The 20,366-nt window shown below is 69.3% G+C and carries 21 protein-coding genes and 2 pseudogenes; 10 read left to right on the top strand and 13 right to left on the bottom strand.

Going from position 1 to position 20,366, the window contains the following annotated elements; all coding sequences use genetic code 11:
- On the bottom strand, positions 1-424 hold a 424-nt coding region (locus ABZZ74_RS45200; RefSeq protein ID WP_356949957.1), incomplete at its 3' end, for a transposase family protein.
- Between the two features lie 169 nt (positions 425-593).
- Positions 594-1,184 carry a TetR/AcrR family transcriptional regulator gene (locus tag ABZZ74_RS45195; RefSeq protein WP_123971155.1) on the bottom strand — a complete coding sequence of 197 codons (591 nt, stop codon included), beginning with the start codon at positions 1,182-1,184 and terminating at the stop codon, positions 594-596.
- An 85-nt stretch (positions 1,185-1,269) separates the two neighbouring features.
- Here ABZZ74_RS45195 and ABZZ74_RS45190 point away from each other — a divergent pair, with 85 nt between their 5' ends.
- Positions 1,270-2,169: an alpha/beta hydrolase gene (locus ABZZ74_RS45190; RefSeq protein ID WP_356949956.1), complete on the top strand. Its 900-nt coding sequence runs from the start codon at positions 1,270-1,272 to the stop codon at positions 2,167-2,169.
- Between the two features lie 67 nt (positions 2,170-2,236).
- On the opposite strand, the gene ABZZ74_RS45185 is transcribed toward ABZZ74_RS45190, so the two are convergent.
- A complete protein-coding gene (locus ABZZ74_RS45185; RefSeq protein ID WP_356949955.1) occupies positions 2,237-2,497 on the bottom strand; it encodes a hypothetical protein in 261 nt (86 codons plus the stop codon).
- Between the two features lie 479 nt (positions 2,498-2,976).
- On the opposite strand from ABZZ74_RS45185, the pseudogene ABZZ74_RS45180 reads away from it, so the two are divergent.
- Positions 2,977-3,108, top strand: a pseudogene (locus ABZZ74_RS45180) (carotenoid oxygenase family protein); the annotation flags it as partial.
- Between the two features lie 107 nt (positions 3,109-3,215).
- On the opposite strand, the gene ABZZ74_RS45175 reads toward ABZZ74_RS45180, so the two are convergent.
- Genes ABZZ74_RS45175 through ABZZ74_RS45165 form a run of 3 tightly spaced genes read right to left on the bottom strand, consistent with a single transcriptional unit; the run spans position 3,216 to position 5,972 of the window.
- Positions 3,216-4,631, bottom strand: coding sequence for an MFS transporter (locus ABZZ74_RS45175; RefSeq protein WP_356949954.1), 1,416 nt, complete (start codon positions 4,629-4,631; stop codon positions 3,216-3,218).
- Positions 4,632-4,644: 13 nt separating this feature from the next.
- A complete protein-coding gene (locus tag ABZZ74_RS45170) occupies positions 4,645-5,466 on the bottom strand; it encodes an alpha/beta hydrolase (protein WP_356949953.1) in 822 nt (273 codons plus the stop codon).
- Positions 5,467-5,513: 47 nt separating this feature from the next.
- Positions 5,514-5,972, bottom strand: coding sequence for a cupin domain-containing protein (locus tag ABZZ74_RS45165; RefSeq protein ID WP_030928739.1), 459 nt, complete (start codon positions 5,970-5,972; stop codon positions 5,514-5,516).
- A gap of 161 nt (positions 5,973-6,133) precedes the next feature.
- Here ABZZ74_RS45165 and ABZZ74_RS45160 point away from each other — a divergent pair, with 161 nt between their 5' ends.
- Positions 6,134-6,757 carry a TetR/AcrR family transcriptional regulator gene (locus ABZZ74_RS45160; RefSeq protein WP_356949952.1) on the top strand — a complete coding sequence of 208 codons (624 nt, stop codon included), beginning with the start codon at positions 6,134-6,136 and terminating at the stop codon, positions 6,755-6,757.
- A gap of 41 nt (positions 6,758-6,798) precedes the next feature.
- Here the strand turns inward: ABZZ74_RS45160 and ABZZ74_RS45155 are convergent, their stop codons facing one another.
- Complete coding sequence (locus tag ABZZ74_RS45155) at positions 6,799-6,966, bottom strand: hypothetical protein (protein ID WP_356949951.1); 168 nt, start codon at positions 6,964-6,966, stop codon at positions 6,799-6,801.
- A gap of 1,189 nt (positions 6,967-8,155) precedes the next feature.
- On the opposite strand from ABZZ74_RS45155, the gene ABZZ74_RS45150 reads away from it, so the two are divergent.
- Together ABZZ74_RS45150 and ABZZ74_RS45145 are read left to right on the top strand one after the other, a co-directional pair.
- Positions 8,156-10,177 (top strand): LodA/GoxA family CTQ-dependent oxidase, encoded by a 2,022-nt coding sequence (locus ABZZ74_RS45150; protein WP_356949950.1) that lies wholly within the window; start codon positions 8,156-8,158, stop codon positions 10,175-10,177.
- A complete protein-coding gene (locus ABZZ74_RS45145) occupies positions 10,174-11,346 on the top strand; it encodes an FAD-dependent monooxygenase (RefSeq protein WP_356949949.1) in 1,173 nt (390 codons plus the stop codon). Before ABZZ74_RS45150 ends, ABZZ74_RS45145 begins: the two co-directional genes overlap by 4 nt.
- Before the next feature lie 1,721 nt (positions 11,347-13,067).
- On the opposite strand, the gene ABZZ74_RS45140 is transcribed toward ABZZ74_RS45145, so the two are convergent.
- From ABZZ74_RS45140 to ABZZ74_RS45120, 5 genes and pseudogenes are all read right to left on the bottom strand, one after another.
- Positions 13,068-13,763 (bottom strand): tRNA-dependent cyclodipeptide synthase, encoded by a 696-nt coding sequence (locus tag ABZZ74_RS45140; RefSeq protein ID WP_356949948.1) that lies wholly within the window; start codon positions 13,761-13,763, stop codon positions 13,068-13,070.
- A 31-nt stretch (positions 13,764-13,794) separates the two neighbouring features.
- Positions 13,795-13,905 (bottom strand): annotated as a pseudogene (locus ABZZ74_RS45135) (tRNA-dependent cyclodipeptide synthase); the annotation flags it as partial.
- A 56-nt stretch (positions 13,906-13,961) separates the two neighbouring features.
- Complete coding sequence (locus ABZZ74_RS45130; protein ID WP_356949947.1) at positions 13,962-15,248, bottom strand: MFS transporter; 1,287 nt, start codon at positions 15,246-15,248, stop codon at positions 13,962-13,964.
- The gene (locus ABZZ74_RS45125; RefSeq protein WP_356949946.1) at positions 15,245-16,375 is read right to left on the bottom strand and encodes a PLP-dependent cysteine synthase family protein; all 1,131 of its coding nucleotides are present in this window, start codon (positions 16,373-16,375) and stop codon (positions 15,245-15,247) included. The genes ABZZ74_RS45130 and ABZZ74_RS45125 overlap by 4 nt, the downstream gene beginning before the upstream one ends.
- A gap of 99 nt (positions 16,376-16,474) precedes the next feature.
- Complete coding sequence (locus ABZZ74_RS45120; protein ID WP_356949945.1) at positions 16,475-16,939, bottom strand: hypothetical protein; 465 nt, start codon at positions 16,937-16,939, stop codon at positions 16,475-16,477.
- 522 nt (positions 16,940-17,461) lie between these two features.
- On the opposite strand from ABZZ74_RS45120, the gene ABZZ74_RS45115 reads away from it, so the two are divergent.
- Genes ABZZ74_RS45115 through ABZZ74_RS45100 form a run of 4 tightly spaced genes read left to right on the top strand, consistent with a single transcriptional unit; the run spans position 17,462 to position 19,666 of the window.
- Positions 17,462-17,806: a BlaI/MecI/CopY family transcriptional regulator gene (locus ABZZ74_RS45115; protein ID WP_356949944.1), complete on the top strand. Its 345-nt coding sequence runs from the start codon at positions 17,462-17,464 to the stop codon at positions 17,804-17,806.
- Between the two features lies 1 nt (position 17,807).
- A complete protein-coding gene (locus ABZZ74_RS45110; RefSeq protein ID WP_356949943.1) occupies positions 17,808-18,704 on the top strand; it encodes a M56 family metallopeptidase in 897 nt (298 codons plus the stop codon).
- A 55-nt stretch (positions 18,705-18,759) separates the two neighbouring features.
- A complete protein-coding gene (locus ABZZ74_RS45105) occupies positions 18,760-19,428 on the top strand; it encodes a class I SAM-dependent methyltransferase (protein ID WP_356949942.1) in 669 nt (222 codons plus the stop codon).
- A 13-nt stretch (positions 19,429-19,441) separates the two neighbouring features.
- Entirely contained in the window at positions 19,442-19,666 is a 225-nt protein-coding gene (locus tag ABZZ74_RS45100; protein ID WP_356949941.1) for a hypothetical protein, read from the top strand.
- Here ABZZ74_RS45100 and ABZZ74_RS45095 read toward each other — a convergent pair.
- On the bottom strand, positions 19,663-19,986 hold the full coding sequence (locus ABZZ74_RS45095) for a metal-sensing transcriptional repressor (protein ID WP_356949940.1): 324 nt from the start codon (positions 19,984-19,986) through the stop codon (positions 19,663-19,665). The genes ABZZ74_RS45100 and ABZZ74_RS45095 overlap by 4 nt on opposite strands.
- Between ABZZ74_RS45095 and ABZZ74_RS45090 the strand changes: the two genes are divergently transcribed.
- Positions 19,961-20,140 (top strand): hypothetical protein, encoded by a 180-nt coding sequence (locus tag ABZZ74_RS45090; RefSeq protein ID WP_356949958.1) that lies wholly within the window; start codon positions 19,961-19,963, stop codon positions 20,138-20,140. The two genes, ABZZ74_RS45095 and ABZZ74_RS45090, sit on opposite strands and share 26 nt — an antisense overlap.
- Positions 20,141-20,366 lie beyond the last annotated feature (226 nt).

The following is a 20,366-nucleotide window of genomic DNA, read 5'->3' as shown; positions in this document are numbered from 1 at the left end:
CGCTGGAACAGTTCCCACAACTCGTCCGGCACCAGCCGCTCAACGATTCCCACGTCAACAGGGTATCGAACACGCCAAATGAGATGACGTCTAAGGCGTCGCCGTCCAGACGAGCGAGGAGTCGTCCCAGTGTGGAGGCGTTCGGTGTGCTGGCAGCGAGCCCGAGCTGTTCGCGCAGGCTGGAGTCGGTATCGGCGACCAGGCACAGCGCGAGCAGGGAGCCCAGGTGGTAGCGACGGCCGCGGACCCGGCAGGGATCGGGTATCCGGCTCAACGTCTCCGCCAGGGAGGTGAACTGCTGCGGTTCCGGATCCGGGCAGGCGGAGTCGATGCCCTGGCAGTGGCGCTGCAGGACACCGATTAGGGAGGATGGCACGCGAACGCGACCCCTGTTCTGATCAAAGGCTTCGAGAACCTTGATCATCGGCGCAGGTCACCGCTGTGCAGGGTTCCGTGATGCGTATTTCCGTCACTCCCAGAGGGACGACTCCTCCAACCCGCCAAGGTTGACGCCGGCTACATCAGCCATCTGCCTTGCCCCTCCGAACATTGAGAAGCGCCTATGACTCTCAGGCAGAAATTTGAGATGCCAGCTATCCGACCGGTCTCAGCGCCCGCGCGAGCGCGTCGACAGTCACACCGACGATCGCCCGGAGTTGCTCCGGGCTCGACCCGGCCCTACCCATCACCGCGAGAGACTGGTTCACGGCCGCTACATGTACGGCGAAGTCCTCGGCGTTCTCGTCGGACATTCCGCCAGCCTTCAGCGCGGTGCGCAGGCGCGGGCGCTGTAGGCCGAACAACTCTTTGACATGCTCTGCGACGCTTGGGCTCAGCGCCGGACTCGCCATGACCGACTGGGCCATCAGGCATCCGTCGGGCACGGCGGGGTCGGCGATGCGCCCCAGGGTGACATCGAAGAACGCACGGACGGCGGCGACGGGGTCCTCGGCCGCGCACGAGAGGGCGGCGTCGAACTTGTCGCCGTAGCGCGTGGCGTAGCGATCCAGGCAGCGAAGAAAGAGCGCGTCCTTGTCGCCGAGCGAGGAATAGATCGAGCTGCGGTTCAGGCCGGTCGCCCGGGACAGGTCGTCGAGCGAGGTGTCGGCGTAGCCGGAGCGCCAGAACTGGATCATCGCGGCGTCGAGCACCGTGTCCATGTCGAACTGCTTCTTGCCTGCCATGCAGCCCATCCTCTCATCTTGAACTGATCAGTTCAAGACGTGCTAGCGTCGAATCACGGCCCAACCGCCTCGATGGAGGATTCCCATGACCAACCCCGTCCCCGCCCTGCCCCTGCATGACCTGGCCGGATTCACGCACCGCTGGGTCGACGCCGACGGCGTCCGCCTGCACGCCGTCGAAGGCGGTCGGCCGGACGGACCGGTCGTCGTCCTGCTCACCGGGTTCCCGCAGACGTGGTGGGCCTGGCGAAAGGTCATGCCTGCTCTCGCCGATCGGTTCCGGGTGATAGCGATTGACCGGCCGGGCCAAGGCAATTCCGAGCATCCGGAGCTCAGCTACGACACGCACACGGTCGCCGCGCACATCCAGGCCGCTGTGAACGCTCTCGGCGTGCGGGACTACTGGCTCGCCGGGCACGACATCGGCGCTTGGGTCGCCTTCTCCCTCGCCCTGAACTACGAGAGCCGACTGCACGGGGTCGCGCTGCTCGACGCCGGAATTCCCGGTATCACCATGCCGGAAGCGATCCCTCTCGACCCGACTCTGGCGTTCAAGACCTGGCACTTCGCGTTCCACGTGGTGCCCGATCTTCCCGAGACGCTGATAGCCGGCCGCGAGCGGGAGTACATCAGCTGGTTCCTGAAGACCAAGTCCCTCACGCCCGACGCGTTCGAGGAAGCAGAGCTCGACCACTACGGCGCAGCCCTCGCCGTCGATGGCGGCCTGCGCGCCGGCCTCGCCTACTACCGCGACGCCGCCGAGTCCGCGCGCAAGAACCGCGCGGCACTCGAGCAACGGCGACTGACCGCGCCCGTCCTCGGAATCTCCAGCAGCCACGGCTCGATCCCGGATATGGCGGCCTCCATCAGCCCGTGGGCCGAGAACGTGACCGGCGTCATCGTGCCCGACGCCGGTCACTACATCCCCGAGGAGCAGCCCGAGGCCGTCGCCACCGCCCTCACCGACTTCTTCAGCGCCCATTAGTGCTCTAGCAGGAGGGCGATCCCCATTGCCGTCGGGGGCCCGTCAGTTACGGGCCCGCCCCGCGCGCCTACGGACGTGCCGTGAACCGCCCGTCGCCCCGCTTGTGCAGCCAGCCCCGGGCGGCGAGCTTGGTCATCTTAGCCCGCAAAGGTTCCAGCTTGCCGTGTACCGAGGCGTCCAGCCCCAGCCGCTCGCCGACCGCCCTGACCTGCACCGGGCCGTCCGCCTCCCGGACGATCGCCAGGATCTTGCAGTAGTCGCCGGGCAGCCCGCCCTCGTCGGCCGCGTCGCCGCGGTGCGGGATGAGCAGGACTGCCCGCCCGGCCACCTTCGTCGATGCCGGAGAGACAGCCCGGCATCGGCCCGGGCCTGCTCGGCCAGGCGGTTCAATACTCCGCTCCGCGATCGCCAGATCGTGCCGCTCGGCACGCCTCCTGGAGTTGCTTGCCCAACTCCTCGGCGAGAGCATCCAGTTCGCTCCGGCGGGCGGTGATCCGCTGCCGCTCCTGCATCCCCCGCACCCTCCCGCGTTCTCACTGTGTGCCGACCTGCTGACGGATCGTAGGCGGGGGCCGGTCGTGAGCGCAGCCGAACCCGGCATCCCGCCAGAACCGGACCTGCCCGATGATCTACACCATGGTCATCGGCCGCCGACCGCCACGAGTACCCAACTCGCCATCCACACCAGACCCGTGACCTGCGACTTCACGATGCACACCGCTCAATGGCGAACCGGGCAAAGGGTCCGTATCGACGCGTACATACGCGATCAGTTCATCTCGCTGGCTGAGAACGCATCAGCCCTGCGACCCTGACCGCGGCGCGAGCGACCTGGTGATCCTTTCGGCCCAGGACTTCGACGGTCGCCCGTTGGCCCGCATCCAGCTGCCCGGCCGGGTGCCGCTGGGATTCCACGGCAGTTGGATCGCGGACGCCTGACGAGTTCGTGCCCGGTGGCGGCCACGGCCACTTGAGTTTCCACCGCTGCGGGCAGGGAGTCCGCGTCGAAGCGGTGCCGCTCTCCACCGGCGCTTCGGCCCCCATGTCTATCGCGTAGCCCTCAAGATCCGCCGTCCGTTGCGCGCGCGCAACGAGCCGTGGTCCCCGGCGATGTCGGAAGCGTGCACGGTGAACGTGCTCAGGATCAGGACGGCCAGTCCGCAGCCGGTGATGATCCACCAGGGTGCGGGGCGGACGCCGGCGGCGATCGCGGCGCCGATGACCGCGATGCCGAGGGAGGAACCGATCTGGCGGCTGGTCGCGGCGACCGCTGCGGCCACCCCGGCCTGGGCGCGCGGCAGGCCGGAGACGGCTGTGTTCGTGATGGGTGCGTTGACGAAGCCGAAGCCGAGCCCGAACAGGGCGTAGGTGAGGGACAGCAGGGCGTACGAGGGGTGGGTGGAGCGGGTGGTCAGGACGGCCAGCAGCCCGCTCGCCGTGATGCCCGTGCCCGCGAGGAGGAGCGGGATGCGCGGGCCTCGGCTGGCCACGATCCGCCCGGACAGCGGCGGGCAGATCAGGGAGAGCACCGCCATCGGGAGCAGGTGCAGCCCGGTGGACAGCGCGCTGAGGCCCAACTGCCGCTGCAGATAGAGGGTGTTGGCGAACAGGAAACCACCCAGTGCCGCGAAGGCGAAGACCGCCGTCGCCGTGGCCGCGCTGAAGGGTGCGCTGCGGAAGAGACGCGGGTCGATGAGGGGTTCGGTGCGCCGGTTCTCGTACGGGATGAACCAGGCCAGCGCGCCCGCCGCCGCGACCAGGCAGGCCGCGATGGGCGGTGAGGTCCAGCCCTCGTCGGGGGCCTCGATGATGGCGTACGTCAGGGTGGCGAGCAGGGTGATGACGAGGAGCTGTCCCACCGGGTCGGGCCGGCGGGCCCGGGGGGCGCGGGACTCGGGGACGTATCGCACGGTGAGCGCGAGGGCCGCCAGGCCGATCGGGATGTTCAGCCAGAAGACCGAGCGCCAGCCCGCCGACTGGACCAGGAGGCCGCCGAGGATCGGTCCCGCCGCCATGCTGATCCCGACCACCCCGCCCCACACGCCGATGGCCCGTGCCCGCTCCCGCGGCTCGGTGAAGGTGTTGGCGAGGATGGCCATCGCGACCGGGGTGAGCATGCAGCCGCCGAGCGCCTGCACCGTCCGGAAGGCCACCAGCCACTCGAGTGTCGGAGCCAGGCTGCACAGCGCGGACCCGGCGGTGAACAACGCCAGGCCGAGCCGGAAGATGCGCCGCCGTCCGACGCGGTCGGCCGTGGAGCCGGCCAGCGTCAGGAACGAGGCGAGCACGATGGTGTAGGCGTCGAGGGTCCATTGCAGGCCGGAGACCGTGGAGTCGAGGTCGTCCTGCATCGAGGGCAGCGCGACGTTGAGGATGGTGGCGTCGAGGCTGACCAGCAGGACGCTCATGCAGCAGATGGTCAGGACGAGCAACTTCTGCCGTCTGCCCCCGAGTTCGGACATGACCTGCTCCCGTTCAGTGGGTCGGGCGGTTGGTGGCGTGCGCGTCCGCGAAGTCCCAGAGCACGGGCAGGAATACGGCCGGCGTCTCGACCTGCGGCATGTGACCGGTGCCGGGCAGCAGCTCGAACCGGGCGCCCGGGATGGCGGCCGCCCAGGCCCGGCCGTAGTCGGCGTCGACGACCTGGTCACTCTCGCCCCAGGCGACAAGCGTCGGGTGGGTGACCTTGGCCAGACGCTCGAGCAGGGTCGGGTCGGCCATGGCGTGCGGGCCGGAGTAGACCTCCAGCGCGGCCCGGTTGGCGGCCATGACCGCGCGCTGGGCGTCGGAGAGCGCGCTGGGGTCGAAGCGGAACTTCGAGGGGTCGTGGAAGGAGAGCTGGGCCAGTTCGACGGGGGAAAGGGGGAAGGTGTCCGCGACGGGGTGGCCGGGGACCTGGATGCCCACGGCGTTGACGAGGACGACGCTGCTGATCCGGTCGCTGCCGAGTACGGCCAGTTCGGCGGCGATCCAGCCGCCGATCGAGTTGCCGACGACGGTGACGTCCTCCAGGCCGAGGGTGTCGAGCAGTTGTGCGTAGAGCTGGGCGAGGGCGGGGACGTCCGTCAGCCAGGCGGGGCGGACGGTGCCGCCGAAGCCGGGGTGGAGCGGGGTGATGATGCTGGCAGGCCGCTGCTCGGCGAGGAGCCCGGCGAAGGGGGCGACCGTCTGGGGGCCGCCGCCGCCGTGCAGGAGCAGGAAGGGATGTCCCTCGCCCTGTGACCTGCCCTGGATTTCGACGGTGAGGTCGACGTCGCCCTGGGCGAGGGAGAGGGTGTGGGTGGTGGTGACGGTCATGGAGGTACTCCTCGAGTAGGCGGTTCTGTACGGGGGGTGGGTGGGCGTTACGCGAAGTCGGTGGCCGGGACTGTGGCGTACCGGCTCATCACCTCGATCGTCGACTCCGGGGTCATCTCGCGGCCGCCGGCGACCATGTCGCGCAGGTCGCGGAAGTACTGCACGTACAGGTCCGGTGTGAAGGTGTTGAGCATCACCGCCGGTTCGTCGCCGAGGTTGGCGAAGGTGTGCGGGGCGCCGGGCGGGATCATCGCGAGGGTGCCGGCCGGGGCGGTGTGGGTGGTCTGGCCGATGGTGAAGTGGACGGTGCCGGAGACGACGTAGAAGCCCTCGTCGTGCTGGGCGTGCCGGTGCTGCGGTGGGCCCTCGGTGTGCGGGGCGATGGTGATCTCGCCGATTCCGAGGCGGTGTCCGGTGGTGCTCCCGTCTTCGAGGATGCGGATCCGCGTCGGTCCCAGGTGGATGGTCTCGCCGTCGTCCGGGCCTACCAGGGAGACGTCGTTCATCGTTTTCTCCTTCGGTCCTTGTTGCTCAACGCTCGTGAGAGCGAGCTCTCACGAAAGAGGACAGTAGAGGGTTGACCCTCAACGTGCAAGTGAACTCTCATAAAGAGGGTTGGCAGTGATAAGCTGACCCGGGACTTACGGGCAGGATCGGGGACACATCGATGGCGACACAGACCGGGACCAGTGCGGGCGTGAGCACCGGCCGCAGCAACCAGAAGATGCGCACGCGCACCGCGATCGTCGATGCCGCCCGCGAACTCATCGGCACCGGCGGCGAAGTGACCATGCCCGCGATCGCGCGGGCTGCCCTGGTGTCGGAGGCCACCGCCTACCGCTACTTCCCCGATCTTCCCTCGCTGATCAGCGAGGCCCTGGCGGGCGTATGGCCACCCCCCGCCGAGGCGCTCGCGCCGGTCGCGGACTCGACCGACCCCGTCGAACGCATCGCCTTCGCCTGCGAGTTCCTGCTCCGCGGCATCCTCGCCCGCCAGGGATCGGTGCGCGCCATGATCTCGGCGACCATCACCCGGCCCGAGACGGTGACCAACCGCCCCGGGGTCCGTTTCGGGCTCATCGACCACGCACTCCTCCCCCTGGAGGACACGCTCGCAGCGGCCGATCCCGAGGCGTTCGCCCAGCTCAAGCGCGACCTCGCCGTGGTCGTCGGCGCGGAGGCGCTGTTCACGCTCACCGATCTGTGCGGGCTCGGGCCGGACGAGGCGGTCGCCAGCGCCGTACGGACGGCGCGGAGGCTCACGGAGGCCGCCGTGCGGGAGAGGTCGTAGCCACCGCGGGTGGCGTAACGTCCCGCAGAACTGCCCGTCGATCAGGACGTTCCGGGCCTGCTCGGTGGAGCGGCCGGAAGCGCCGTCGCCCTCGTTTCCAGGACCACGACCCGGCGGTCGTCGGCGCTGATGCCGTTCCGAGTGGTGTAGCCGGGGAGGTCGCCGACGTGGCCGTAGTACGAGCCGCCGCAGGTCAGCGAGAAGCTCATCAGGCCGAGGCCATAGCGCGCCGGGCCATACGGGATCCAGTTCCGTGGCGCGCACGGTCGTGTTCATCTCCGCCAGTTGGGCGGGGTGCAGGAGTCGGCCGCCCCGGAGCGCCTGGTAGAGGCGGTCAGGTCGGCGGTCGTGCTGAGGGAGCCGTCACGTGGTCCTGGCCCTGATCGGCCCTCTCATCGCCACCCGCCCGCCCCTTACGAGCCCACAAACCGGCGCGATGCCGGAGGCGACCGGCACCCCGTGACCCACCGGGCCCGACGTGGTCGGACGCGTGCGCGGAGCGGCGGACGGCCACGGCAGGCCCAGCGCGGCGTGAGCGTGGTCCGAAGATCACCACTTCCGGCTCCGGCGAGTCCTACATCGTCAACGGCTCCGCCAAGGTGGTGTGCGGCAACGAGCTCAGGTCCGTCGGCCGGCGCGAGAGCGGCCTGAGCCGAGTCATCCTTCAAGCGCTGCTTGTCCGCCTCCACCTCCTTGGGGTGTCTTCCGTGCTTGAGATAGAAGCGGCCGCTGTCCGTCAGTGTGACCAGCCGGCGGCCTGTGGGGCCGTAGTTCGTTTTCACCAGGTCTCGTTGCTGTAGCGCCCACAGAACACCACTGTGCACACTGGCTGCCTCGTAGCCTTTCGACGTTGCCGCAACCTTCTGCAGCAGCTCCCGTTGCTTGTCGCTCAGTGAATACTTCATTGCCCCTCCCCCAGCCCCAGCACGTACCGATGCGTCGCTGACCGCAGTAAGACGCAACATCGGGCCCAGAGCAGCCAGATCAGGAAGACTTCACTCATGCGGGTCCCTGATGTGCAGGGGTGCCCGTGCCCCTTGCGGTAGCAGACTGAGCCCGTCCCCCCGAGGCGTGCAGGCCCCCAACACCTCACCAGCGCACACGCCCTGAGATGGTCACACTGGCGCAGACGACGCCAAGCCGTCGCCCAACGCTGTCACTATCAGCGGCGGCTGCACACGATCGAGGGGCGGTCCGGGAAAGAGAACTCGGGCCGACAGCCGGCCCACTACACTCACCCAAACCGCCCCTGAGCAGGGAAAACGTCAAAGCACTGCTGGAGTATTAGGCGCCCCAGGATGCATCCGCACAGCCATTCGGTAATCTCGATGTTCGGCCGAAATCGCAAGATCTTACGTTTAAGATCGAACCGGCGGTCCTGCAACGGAAGGCTGTTCGATGGACGTTAAAATCGTGCAGGTGAAAATTCACCCTGCCATTGGTGTCGCCCGGGTCGGCAACAGCAAAGAAACACCCTTCATCGGCCCGGAATCACCGGATCAGAAACCTGGGGACCTTGGCTCGTACAAGGATGGATCCGGGGCGATCCGGAGGCAGGCCGCACGTTTCCGGGTATACGGCTACAACGCCGCGGGGGAGGTCGTGCGGGAGCTGAAGCCGGGCGACGCGGGTGTTTCCGAGATCCAGTGGACAGTGCACCTGGCCAACAAGAAGGCCGCCTGGTACCAGTTCCATGTGCCGCTCGACATCCCCGAGGGCAAGACACTCGCGCCGGAGCAGTACGGCCGGCGAAACGCCGACGTCGTGGGCGCCGACCGGAAGAAGCTGGTCATCGACCCCGGAAGCCGCACCGTTCGCGGCTCGATGACCGAGACGCAGAAATTCGATTCCGGCAAGATCATGGACAAGGCGGTGTACCTCGGGGAGATTTCCACCCAATCCGACGGCCGCCTGCTGGTGCTCGGCGGAAGGGGAAACTCCGCCTCCTACAAGAACAGCCCGATCACCGGAGTCGCGAACAACGACACCTGGTACGACGACGTGTCCGACGGCCCGGTGACGGCGAAGGTCCGTATCGACGGCACAGAACTGACCGCCACCCCCGCCTGGGTCGTGGTGGGACCCCCTCACTACGCCCCCGGCGTGAAATCCGTCCGCACCCTCTACGACCTGCTCTTCGATGTCTTCGTCAAGGCCGGTTCGCTGACCCGCCCGCCGCAGATTTCGTTTGCCGACCATGTTGAACCGATACTGCGCCGGTTGTGCGATCTGCAGTGGGTGAACCATGGTTTCGCCACACAGTTCGGCTGGAACGGTCCCAACTTCTTCCTCTCCCCGGCGATGCGGAAGCGGCTGGCCGATCCTTCCCAGCGGAACCGGGAACTGCGCCGCCAGACGTACGTCGCCCTGCGCGACTACGACCGCGACGGAACGTCCCCGGTGCCGTGGCCGTGGCTCTACGGCGACGCCATGGCCAGCAAGCCCAAGTCCGTGCGTCAGCACAGCAAACTGTCCTCGACCCAGGACTGGATGCTGAGTCGTTGGGCCGACGGCGCCTTCCAGACCGGACCGCTGCGGCAGCCCCGACCGAACGTGGACAGTGCCCCGGTCGCCGAGCAGCCGGGACTGCTGGACCGGGCCGCCCTGGAAAGCTGCGCGGCCGACGCATTCCACCCCGGGTGCGAAGTCACCTGGCCCATCAGGACCCCGAGCATGTTCAGCGCGCCCTTCCGCATCAAGCACCGAGCCCCGAACACCGCGGAACCCGACTACGGGCCCACCCTCACCCCGCAGGAAGCGACGGCCGCGAACGGCCCGCTGTTCGCGCAAGGGCCCGGCGACCTCACCCGCTGGATGGCCGCCCCATGGCAGGCGGACACCGCGAGCTGCCGCTCCGGCTACGAAGTGCTGGCCAATCTCGGGCCCCGCTACAGCCCGTACCTGCCTACCTTCTGGCCTGCCCAGGTGCCGAACCATGTGCTGAAGCTTGAGGACTTCGAGAAGGTCAACACGCCGTCGGCCAGCGGCGACGACAGTGCCCGCGAGGAGGCGTTCGAGCGGCGGGCGACCTGGCTGCGAGGCCTCAGCGGCACCATGAACGAGCAGCGCGCACAGATGATCAAGGACTGGTCGAAGCTTGGCGTCATCGAGGTGCGCGACTACACCGTGGGCGACGGCAAGTTCCCCGAACGGATCCACGTGGAGTCGCGCCCGGGAGCACCGCTCGACCGGGCACCTGACACGGCGAACCTGGTCAACCTGCAGGTGCCCGAGGCAGGTCCGTCCGTGCTGGCCGCCGCAGGCGGAATCTGGCCAGCGGACAGGCTCGCGCCCGAAACCGTCGAGGCCGACCATGTGGCACAGGCGGTCAGCGAGGCAGCGGAGGCGACCGGCTACCTCGAGGAGGAGATCGCCGCCGGATACCTCGAAAGACTCGACCCCTTCCACGAGGAGCGGTGAGCCCCGCACTGGCTCCGGGGGCGGAAACCTACGACGTGGTGGTGGCGGGCGGCGGCCCGGCCGGCTGCGCCGCCGCGATCGCACTCGCCGGGGCCGGCCGTACGGTTCTGCTGGCGGACGCCGGCACCGGGCCGCCGAAGGTCGGCGAGACACTCGTGCCCGCCGGGCGGGTCCTGCTCGGTGACCTCGGCGTCGCTGACCGTGTTCTCGGGTCCGGGCACCTGCCCTGCTACGGCAGCCTTTCGGCGTGGGGTTCGGCCGACTTGCACGCCGTGGACTTCATCAACGATCCGCATGGCCACGGCTGGCATCTCGACCGGCGGCTCTTCGACCGGCGACTGCGCGACGCCTCCCGCGCGGCGGGAGCCGAGGTCGCCGAGGGCACGGCCGTACGCGGCATGGCCCGGAGGCCGGACGGCGGTTGGACTCTAACTCTGCGCGGCGGGACGGGCCCTGCCGATGCTCCTGGGGCGGGTGGGGAGCGCACGGTGTGCTGCCGCTGGGTGATCGACGCCACCGGCCGCGCTGCCGCGATCGCCGTCCGGTGTGGGGCCCGGCGGTGGGTCCGGGACCGGCTCGCAGCCCTTTACGCGCACCTGGAGACGGACCGGCGGGACACCGACCGCCGCTCCCTCGTCGAATCAGACAAGGACGGCTGGTGGTACACCGCCCCACAGCCCTCCGGCAGGCGCCTCGTCGCCTACTTCACCGACACCGACCTGTCTGCCGCCCCGTACACCGCGCGCCACTTTCACCGACGGTTGTCGGCCACCAGGCACGTGTCCCGGTGGACCCACAGGCACGGGCCCCCGCCTGCGCCACCGGTCGCGCCACGCCGGGCCGCCGCGCACACAGCGCACCTGGACCGGGTGTACGGGGACAGCTGGACCGCCGCCGGGGACGCGGCGATCGCCTTCGACCCGCTCTCCTCCCAGGGCGTCCTTACCGCCCTCTACACCGGGATGAGCGCGGGCCTGGCCGTCGACGCCCACCTGAGTCGTGTGCATCGCGGCGCGGACTCCGGCCTCGCCGCCTATGCGCACAAGGTCGAGGCCGCGCGGACTGCGTATCTGCGGGGCCACCGTCTCGTCCACGCCCGGGAAGCCCGCTGGATCCACCGCACCTTCTGGGCACGGCGCCTGGCCGACTTGCCCAAATCCCCCTTCTGAACGCAGCCCGTAGCACCCGGTGACGGGCCGCCCACCGACCGATGTGGTCCCTGGACATTGAAGTTCCGACTCGGATCGCCCCACCGGGTCGGAACACCCCCGCGTCGGCGGGGAGGACGCGGTCACCGTTACCAACCTCGTCGCCGTGCACGGAACATCCTCGCGTCGGCGGGGGTGTTCCGTTCGTGTTCTCGGTCTGTTCCCTGGTGTCCACGTCCTCCCCGCCGACGCGGGGGTGTTCCCACGGAGCGTCCGTGCTCGCAGTGCTGCGCGAGCACACCCACGTGATCGAGGCGTGCGGCCCCGTTCCCCGGCAGGCGCGCGTGCCAGGGAGCTGATCCGGGACCCTTGCCCAATTGGGCAAGAACGATCTTCATCTGTGCGAAAGGCGTTGGGCTCGTGGGGGTGGGCGGTGGGTGGCTTGTGTCGTGAGCTGGAGGTTTGTGGGGTTCGCTCGGTCGGTGAGTTTGGCGGGGGTTGTTCGGGATTGCTGACGGGTGGGCCTGTATCCAGGAGCGCTGTTCGGCGGGACGGGTAGCGGGGCGGTCGGTGGTTGGGTTGACGCTGGTGGGTTCGGCCGGGGGCTCCGGTGAGGTGGTCTTGTGAGTCCTGTGGCATGAGGGCCGGCAGGACGGACTAGTACTACTTCAGCACTTGGTCTGGCCCTGGCTCCTGGGACAACAACCAGAGCACGGGTACCGTCGCCTACATGTATGGCTCTAGCGGTGCTTTCGTCTACAAGACGCCGCCCGCCCACAGCAAGGACCCAGCGGGCGACTGGACTCCGGTTCACAGCGTCGTCAACTGCTGACCAAGCAAAACCAGGTGAGCCGTGGGTCATCAGCCCATGTCGTCACCGTACGGACGGCAGCCCTCCTGGGCACGGGGCGTGAAGGTGGACGCAATGACGCCAGCGCAGCGCACAGTTCGTGCGGGCCCGGCGCAACGTGAGGGACTACGAACGCCTGATGTCCCACGCCGAAGCTCATATCCAGTGAGCGTTCATCACCCTCATGACGCGCCGGCTGGCCCGCCTCCGCCGTCAGCCCAAGGCGGCCTCCCCCTCCCTCGCGACAGCCGTCTGAAAGTCCCCAGCCGCCGTTCGGCTATCCGTCCATCGACGCCCATCCGAACGGCAGACCGGATCACGACCACGCCTCACAACGCCGTGAACTGCGGAAAGAGGATGTGACACAGCTTCTCAAGGGCTTCTGTGCTGCGCAAGGGCATCCAGTCGCTGAAGGCATGACCGTCCCCGTGTGGCGGTGCGCGAGCCCGATGGGGGTGGAAAGCGTCGTACGGGTGACGGTTGACCGACACCACCCGCAGCTCATTCCTTCCCACCGTCGTCAAGCCCGGCGCCTCTAGGCCGCGCGCCGCCATGTGCTCACCTAACACCGAGCCCACAGTCAGGCGGTCGTGCGCCGCATCTCCTGCTTCTGTGGCTGCGATGAACGCCCGGCCACGGCGCCCGGCCCCGGATGGACAGCTCCAGCGGACAAGGACCTGGACCGGAGCTCGCCCAGATCCGCGCCGCGGGACCGCCTGCGCCCAGACGTCCGGGCGCCGACGGGTGCGGGACCACATCGAGTACGGCCACCAGGACATCCGGCCCGACGTTCGCCGTCGTCCTCTCCCTTTCGCTCACCACCCGCTCGGCAGGCGCGGAGCCTTCCTCGCCTTCCTCTACGCCCCGGGCATCGGCATCCCGTTCCTGCTCTTCACCCTGGCGCTCGGCAAGAGCCTGCGTGTCTTCGACTTCGCGCGGCGGCACGCGCGGGGTCATGCGCACCGGCGGTGCCCTGCTCGTCCTTGTCGGCGTGCTGCAGGTCACCGGCGTCTGGGCCCAGATGATCAGCAGCATGCAGGGGTGGGTCAGCGGCTACCAGCTTCCCGCGCGACTCCCCGCCCCGCGGGCCTGACTCGGTGAGGACGACGAATCCCTGATCGGCGGCGGGATGCCGGGCCAGCTCATGATCGTACAGGCGGTACAGGAACGCCGGTGGCTGGTGGTAGCAGAACACCGATGCCTCGGCTCCGACAATGGCCGCGGTGTCGAGAAACAGCGGCAGCTCGGCGAGGAAGTACCGTACAGCGCAGTCCACTTGACGCTCATCCGGCCGACGGCCCTGCGGGAGCCTTCCTGCCAGCACCCAGGCGCTGGTCTCCCGGCAGACGGCGCGGAAGAGCTCGTCCCGCTCGTACAGATCGCGCCCCTCCGCGTGCAGGCGGGCGAAGGCCGTGACGCGCTGGAGTTCCGCCCAGCCCAGGATCCGGCTGCGGCCGTCGTGGACACCCAGCTCCCGTAGCGCGCTGCCGATCCTGTTGCGGGTGTACTGCCCCTGCCTGCGCGCCTTCCACTCCGCCCGCTCCGGCGGGTACCCCCAGCGCCTGCAACGTGTACGCGCTCGGGCCATCCGGGACGAAGAAGTCGACCCGCGCGAAACGCCCGTACGCCCACTGCGCGATCTGCCGAATCCGCCCGACCGAGAAGTAGCTGTTGAACGGGCTGACTCCGACGCACGCGTGCTCGGCCCGCACCAGGACGTCGGCGCACATGCCGCTCAGCGGGGTCGCCACGAGCCCGCCCGCCGGGGCGGCCGTCGTGTTCGCGGTCACGAGGCCACCGCCGTGAGCTCCGGCTTGGGACACGCGGCCAAGCGGCCCGAGCGCGCCAGCAACCCGACGCAGCCGGCGCAGAACGCGCCCGTCGCCACAAGACCCCACCAGGTCAGCTCCAGACGTCCCCAACGGTCGGCGGCGTCCCAGACGGCGCCGGTGGTCAGGTTGCCCAGAGTGATGCCCAGGCCGGCGACGGTGTTGTACAGCCCGTAGTGCGTGGCGACGAGGCGTCCGCCGGCGAGGGAGACGACGGTGTCCATCTCGAACGGGTAGACCATCGCGGTGCCCAACCCCAGCAGGACGACCGCCACGAACAGCGGCGCCAGTGCCGCGGTCAAGGCCGCCGGGCCGGAGGCCCGGGACGCCGGTCCGGTGTCGATGAGCAGGGGGAGGAAGGCCGCACCCATGAGCGCGATGCCGTACACGATGGCGCGCTGGGACGACCAGCGCGCCCGGGCCCATGCAGTGATCTTCAACTGGCCGGCCACGGCGACCGCGGCCGAGACCGCGAACAGCACCGTGGTCACCGCATCGCCCTGGTCCGGGGCGGCGCGGTGCGCCTGCAACGGCAGCGCGAGGTACACCTGGAAGGACAGGACGTATGAGCCGATCATGGCAAGGGCGAAGAGGAGGAACGGGCGGTTGGCGACGACCGTGCGCCAGTCGGCAAGCACGCTGCCACCGCCGGGTTCGGCTGGTGCTGTGTTCTCGTGGGCGGGCAGCAGGCGCGGCTGAATCACCGTCAGGGCGAGGAACAGCATCGCGGCCACGGAACAGATAAGCCGGAAGTCCGCAGCCAGCAGGGCGAGTCCGATCAGCGGGCCGACGAACATCCCCGCCTGGTAGAAGACGTTGAAGGCCGCGAACGCCTCCACCCGCCGCTCCCCCGCCTCCTGTGCGAGATAGGCGCGAACCGCCGGATTGAACAGCGCTCCCGCGAAGCCGGTCGCCGCCGACGCCACGACAAGAGCCGGCAGTGAGCTGACGAATCCGAGCAGGCCGAAGCCGAACGTCCGCAGCACGAGCCCTGCCACGATCACCGGCTTATAGCCGAGCCGGTCGGCGAGCGTGCCGCCGACGAGGAACATGCCCTGCTGGGCGAAGTTGCGCACCCCCAGCACCAGGCCGGCCGCCCACGTGGCCAGGCCCAGCCCGTCCGCGAGATGCACGGCGAGGTAGGGCATGAGCATGTAGAAGGCGGTGTTGATGGTGAACTGCTGGATCATCAGCAGACGGATGCATCCGTTGAACGAACGGAACTGCGCGGCAAGGGACTTCATCGCTTAGCCCCTTCGGGCACGGCGACGTTGGTGCAGCGGGTCCAACGCTCCACCGTGCGCTCACCGGGGTGCGCGATTTCGTCCGGCTCGGTGGCCGGGAAGCTACCGAGGATGTCGTAGGTGTGGCAGTACTGGTCGCTGTAGACGGTGTTCCAGTAGCGATGCACGCCGTCGGGGAAGATCGCCGCGATCCGGCTCCGCTCCGGCTCGGTACGGGCCAGCCAGTTCGCCACGAGCGCCACCGCGCCCACACTCCAGCCGCCGCTGGCGTAGTGGCCGCGGGCCAGTTGACGGCAGGTCCACACCGCCTCCCCGGGGGCCACCCAGTGGACCTCGTCGAAGGCCGCGTGGTCGACGTTGGCGGGATGGATGCTGCTGCCCAGGCCGCGCATCAGACGGGGGCCGGCGGGCTGGCCGAAGACGGTGGAGTTCACCGAGTCGACGCCGACGAGCCTGAGGTCCGGGCTGAAGGTGCGCAGGGTGCGGGCGATGCCCGCCGAGTGGCCGCCGGTGCCGACCGCCGCGACCAGGACGTCGATCCGGCCGAGTTGGACGACGAGTTCGAGGGCGAGCGGTGCGTAAGCGGCGACGTTGTCGGGGTTGTTGTACTGGTCGGGGCACCAGGCCGAGGGCGTATGGGCGAGCAGTTCACGCACGCGCTCGCAGCGTGCCTCCTGCCAGCCGCCTACCAGATGCGGCTCGGTGACCACGTCCACGTGCGCCCCGAGAGCACGGAGCTGGTGCACCATCAGCGGCTCCATCCCGGGGTCGGTGACCAGGGTGACCGGATGGCCGTACGTGATCCCGGCCAGTGCCAGGCCGAGACCGAGGGTGCCGCTGGTGGACTCGATGATCGGGGCGCCCGGCAAGAGATCGCCCCGCTTGTGGGCCGCGGCGACCATGTGGAGCGCCGGGCGATCCTTGATGCCGCCGGGGTTGGCGCCCTCCAGCTTCGCCCAGAAGCCGCGGCCCGTGGGGTTGAAAGGTTCCCCGATCCACAGGACGGGGGTGTTGCCGACCATGCCGGCCGGTGACCGGCGCGGTGCTCCGGCCGGTTCGGGGAGTTCGTGCGCCGCGAGGAATGAGGTGACGTCGTGCGACGTGATGCTGCGCAGGGCAGTGCTCATGTGGGGGTCCTCTCGCGGCCTCGCTCGCGCTGGGGCCGCGTGTCTGCCGTACGGGTGAATGTGCCGGAAGGCCCGACGGTTTCATGCCGGGCGGCACGGTCAGGTACGGCTGACGCAGACGAGATTCAGCAGGTGGGAGCCACCGGGAGTCGGCACGGCCGCCGGGTCCCCTCCCCCTGGCGGGGCGCCCGACGTCGCGGTGTCCACCACGCGGTGACGCAGGAAAAGCAGCGCGATCAGCGTGAACGCCAGGAGCAGTGCACCGGCGGGCCCGCGCGCGTCGGCGGGCCAGTCAGCCGGATCGCAGCACAGGGTTCCATGCCCGGGGTGCTCGTCGGCTCCGTGGGCCAAAGCGCAGTCCGCCGCCTCCCACACGGACCGCAGACTGTCCGCTCCGGCCTCCTCGTGCACCGCCGATGCGGCCGCTGCCGTGGGGTGCGCGTGCCCGTCAGCCGGGTGCCCGGCGCACGCGACAGCGTGGGCCAGGAGCATCAGCACCAGACCCACGAGGAGGGCGAGGGCCGGCCTGCGCACCCTCGCGCAGCCGGCAGATTCCTGCGGCATGCGACAGATCGTAATCAGAACATCACGATCTGGCAGCTTTCATCCTCTTATGGGTGAAAAGTTCGCCTTTCTGTCGCCCAACGAAGCCTTGGTTCTTAGCAGATGCGCATCACAGTGACCGCCTCCCGTGGTGAAGCACAACGCCCCAGCCGTGGGCGTCGAGTCCCCACCCCTGCCGTGGCAGTGGGGGCTCCTCCGCGGTGGCCGGGGGCACACGGGCACGGAAGTCGACGAACAGCGACGCGATCATCGCCACTGTTCGGCGCAACATGAGGGAGTCGGCCAGCGTCACCTCACCATCGGCCAAGAGGTCCTCGCGCACAGACGGGCGCCGACGCCGCGGAACACACGCGATGAAGCACCTGCGGCGGGACCCAGTGGGAGCCGACCGACGTCGCCGACGATGGCATTCCGTCGGCCACTGCCGGGGCAGGGGTGGCGGCGTTGTGCCCGTCGGGTTCTGCGCCGCACTTCTTGGTACTACCCTTGCGTAGTAGCGCAACGCCGGGGAGGTGATCGCGAGTGGCTCTGGGGGCACTGGAGGGCGAAGTCATGCGGGCCTGCTGGGAGGCCGGGGCGCCGGTGACCGTTCGCGAGGTGCTCGACAGGATCAATGCGGACCGAAAGCAGTCGCTCGCGTACACCACCGTGATGACGGTGATGGGCCGTCTGGCCGAGAAAGGCGTGCTGAACCGCACCGCGCAGGGGCGCGGGTACGCGTACACGGCCGCCGTCCCGGACGAGGCCGCGATCGCCGTGCGCGAGGTATTGCGGGAGTACGGGGATGCCGCCGTCGTTCGTTTCGCCACCGAGGCCTCGCTGGACGCGCAGTTGCGGGAGCGGCTGCGGGGACTGCTGGGGCAGTGACGTGAGCGGCAACCGGGCGTTCTGGGCCCTGGTCATCGCATCGGTGGCGGTCCATGCCGCGGCGGTCTTCGTCGCCTGCTGCCTCGCGATGGCGCTGACCTGGCAGATCACCGATCAGGGGGCGGGTGTCCTGCTATCGGGCAGGATGTGGGCGGGTGCGGTGCTCCTCACCCTGTCGGTCGCCGGAGCCGTGCGGTCGGCCCGGCGGCTCTGGCGTGGGCTCCGTGCTACTCGGGCCGTCGACCTGCAAGTCCGCAACCTGACCGTCGACGAGCCTCCGGCCGTTCGCATCGCAGCCCGGAAGGCCGGCTTCACCACTCCGGTGGAGGTCGTCGAGGACACCGCCCCGTTCGCGTTCACCCACGGGCTGCTGCGCCCTCGGGTGACCGTCAGCAGCGGGCTCGTAGCGTCGGCGACATCCGCGGAACTCCAAGCCGTCCTGGCACACGAGGCGGAGCACGCCCGCGGTCGCGACCCACTCAGGACGCTCATCACGACGGTTCTGACAGCGCGGCACTTCGCGCTCCCGCTGCTCGAACACCTGGGGACCGTGTTCACCGCCGAACGCGAGCTGGCGGCCGATCGGTACGCGGTGTCGCACTGCGGTGTCGGCGCCGTGGCGGGAGCACTGCTGAAGGTCGGCGGTGCACCTCGGTGGGCGCACCCGGCCCCGGCGGCCGGGATGGGGGGCCGTGACCTGCTCGAGGCGCGGATCCGTCAGCTGGAGGGGGAGGACGCACCGCCCCCCCGCCCGCCCGGGCCGTCGACGGGTGGCCTTGACGGCGGTCGGCGGCGCGCTTCACGCGTGGGCGATCGCCGGTTCCGCTTGGCTGATCGCGACGACTCCGTTGGCCTGCGTGGTCGGAGCGCACTGACTCCACCTACTACAGGAGGGTAACAATTACTACGAGAGCGTAGTAGCTTGCGGTCAGCGGTCCGAGAGGAGTCATCGCATGCCTGCCGTCACTGTCCGGCAAAAGCCGGTGAAGAACCCGCTGTTCGCCCGTATCTACCCCCGGATCAACGCCTTCGCCGAAGTCCACGGCGGACTGGAGCACCGCCGTGAACTGCTCGCCGACGCCACCGGCCAGATCGTGGAGATCGGAGCGGGGAACGGCGCCAACTTCCGGCACTACCAACCAGCGGTGCAACAGGTCATCGCCGTAGAACCCGAGCCGCGTCTGCGCGCACTCGCCGAGCGGGCGGCGGCCGAGTCCCCAGTGCCGGTGGAGGTACGCGCAGGCCGGGCCGAGAAGCTCCCCGTCCCGGACGCCTCTGCCGACGGGGTCGTGGCCTCCCTCGTCCTGTGCACGATCGCCGATGTTCCCGCGGCGCTCGCCGAGGCCCACCGTGTCCTGCGGCCGGGCGGGCGCCTCTACTTCTACGAGCACATCCGCTCGACACGTCCCGGCCTGGCGAGGAGGCAGCGCATCGTCAACCTGGTCTGGCCGCTGCTGGGCGGCGGCTGCCATCTGACCCGGGATCCGGAGTCGGCCATCGTGGCAGCAGGGTTCACTATCGAGCGGGCTCGGCACTTCGACTTTCTGATCAACGGCCGCACCACCCCTAGCTCCCCGTGCGTCATCGGCCTCGCCCGGAAGCCCGAGACCCCTTCGCAGTGAGGGACGTTCTTTGATGTGCGACGGAAACGTCCCTGCCTGGCTTGTGGCGGTCGCGCTCGGCCTCTTCCTGGCAGCGCGACTGGTCATAGGATCCCAGCGACAGTCCCCGCGCCAGGGGCAGGTCCCCGTCCTCGACGCGAGGGAGCACGCCGTGGAGATCCTCAAGGACCGGTACGTACGCGGAGAGATCGACCACCACGAGTTCCTGAGCCGCCTGGACGGACTCTTCGTGCGTTAATGTCGGCGAGCCGGCAGCAGAACGCGACCTGTACCGCCGCCGGGTGGCATCGCCCTGATCCGGTTCAGACCCGCACAGGCCCTCCTTCGAAAGGACCGACGCCTCGGAACCGACTCGATCACATGCCCACCACCCGGCGCATGGTGAGGGCGAGTTCGTCGAGATTCTCGTCCGCCGCCTCCTGGTCCGAACGGGCGGCGTTCAACACGCAGTTCCTGGCGTGTTCGTCGAGCAGGCCCAGGGCGACCTCCTGCAGGGGCCCGGGTGACGGCGCCGATCTGGGTGAGGACGTCGATGCAGTATCGGTCTTCGTCGACCATGCGTGTCACCCAGCGCGTGGGCGCCTTCGGTCTCGTCCTGCTGGGCGTCCTGTCCCTGCCGGCGGTGCTGTTGCCGCCGGTGCTGGCCCGACTCCGGTCACCCGGCCCCTGTGGATGTTCTGGTGACATCCTCGCGCCACTCGGGGATTACTGAACCGTGGCACGGGCCGGGCATGTGGGGTGGAGGGACGGTCGGCTGCTGGTGTTGTTGTGTGGCTTCGATGCGCTCGCGGACGCCTTCGGCGTAGGTGAGCCAGGTGGAGACGCCAGCGGTGCGGCCGACCGACCGCGGCGTGGTTGATCTTTTTGCCCTGCTGTTCCAGGGTGGCGAGTGCGGTCAGGGCTCGCCGGCGTTTGTCGATGCCGGCGCGGCGACGGAC

Source organism: Streptomyces sp. NPDC006476, assembly GCF_040612015.1.
GTDB lineage: Bacteria > Actinomycetota > Actinomycetes > Streptomycetales > Streptomycetaceae > Streptomyces > Streptomyces griseorubiginosus_B.
This window is presented reverse-complemented; position numbering and strand designations above follow the sequence as displayed.

Excerpts from the sequence above, each read along its gene's own strand:
- ABZZ74_RS45195 (WP_123971155.1), bottom strand. The coding sequence starts at position 1,184 with ATGGCAGGCAAGAAGCAGTTCGACATGGACACGGTGCTCGACGCCGCG.
- ABZZ74_RS45120 (WP_356949945.1), bottom strand. The coding sequence starts at position 16,939 with ATGCCGCAGGAATCTGCCGGCTGCGCGAGGGTGCGCAGGCCGGCCCTC.
- ABZZ74_RS45160 (WP_356949952.1), top strand. The coding sequence starts at position 6,134 with ATGGCGACACAGACCGGGACCAGTGCGGGCGTGAGCACCGGCCGCAGC.
- ABZZ74_RS45170 (WP_356949953.1), bottom strand. The coding sequence starts at position 5,466 with ATGACCGTCACCACCACCCACACCCTCTCCCTCGCCCAGGGCGACGTC.
- ABZZ74_RS45130 (WP_356949947.1), bottom strand. The coding sequence starts at position 15,248 with ATGAAGTCCCTTGCCGCGCAGTTCCGTTCGTTCAACGGATGCATCCGT.
- ABZZ74_RS45090 (WP_356949958.1), top strand. The coding sequence starts at position 19,961 with ATGCAGTATCGGTCTTCGTCGACCATGCGTGTCACCCAGCGCGTGGGC.
- ABZZ74_RS45175 (WP_356949954.1), bottom strand. The coding sequence starts at position 4,631 with ATGTCCGAACTCGGGGGCAGACGGCAGAAGTTGCTCGTCCTGACCATC.
- ABZZ74_RS45125 (WP_356949946.1), bottom strand. The coding sequence starts at position 16,375 with ATGAGCACTGCCCTGCGCAGCATCACGTCGCACGACGTCACCTCATTC.
- ABZZ74_RS45150 (WP_356949950.1), top strand. The coding sequence starts at position 8,156 with ATGGACGTTAAAATCGTGCAGGTGAAAATTCACCCTGCCATTGGTGTC.
- ABZZ74_RS45190 (WP_356949956.1), top strand. The coding sequence starts at position 1,270 with ATGACCAACCCCGTCCCCGCCCTGCCCCTGCATGACCTGGCCGGATTC.
- ABZZ74_RS45165 (WP_030928739.1), bottom strand. The coding sequence starts at position 5,972 with ATGAACGACGTCTCCCTGGTAGGCCCGGACGACGGCGAGACCATCCAC.
- ABZZ74_RS45140 (WP_356949948.1), bottom strand. The coding sequence starts at position 13,763 with ATGGCCCGAGCGCGTACACGTTGCAGGCGCTGGGGGTACCCGCCGGAG.
- ABZZ74_RS45100 (WP_356949941.1), top strand. The coding sequence starts at position 19,442 with ATGTGCGACGGAAACGTCCCTGCCTGGCTTGTGGCGGTCGCGCTCGGC.
- ABZZ74_RS45155 (WP_356949951.1), bottom strand. The coding sequence starts at position 6,966 with ATGAGCTTCTCGCTGACCTGCGGCGGCTCGTACTACGGCCACGTCGGC.
- ABZZ74_RS45095 (WP_356949940.1), bottom strand. The coding sequence starts at position 19,986 with ATGGTCGACGAAGACCGATACTGCATCGACGTCCTCACCCAGATCGGC.
- ABZZ74_RS45105 (WP_356949942.1), top strand. The coding sequence starts at position 18,760 with ATGCCTGCCGTCACTGTCCGGCAAAAGCCGGTGAAGAACCCGCTGTTC.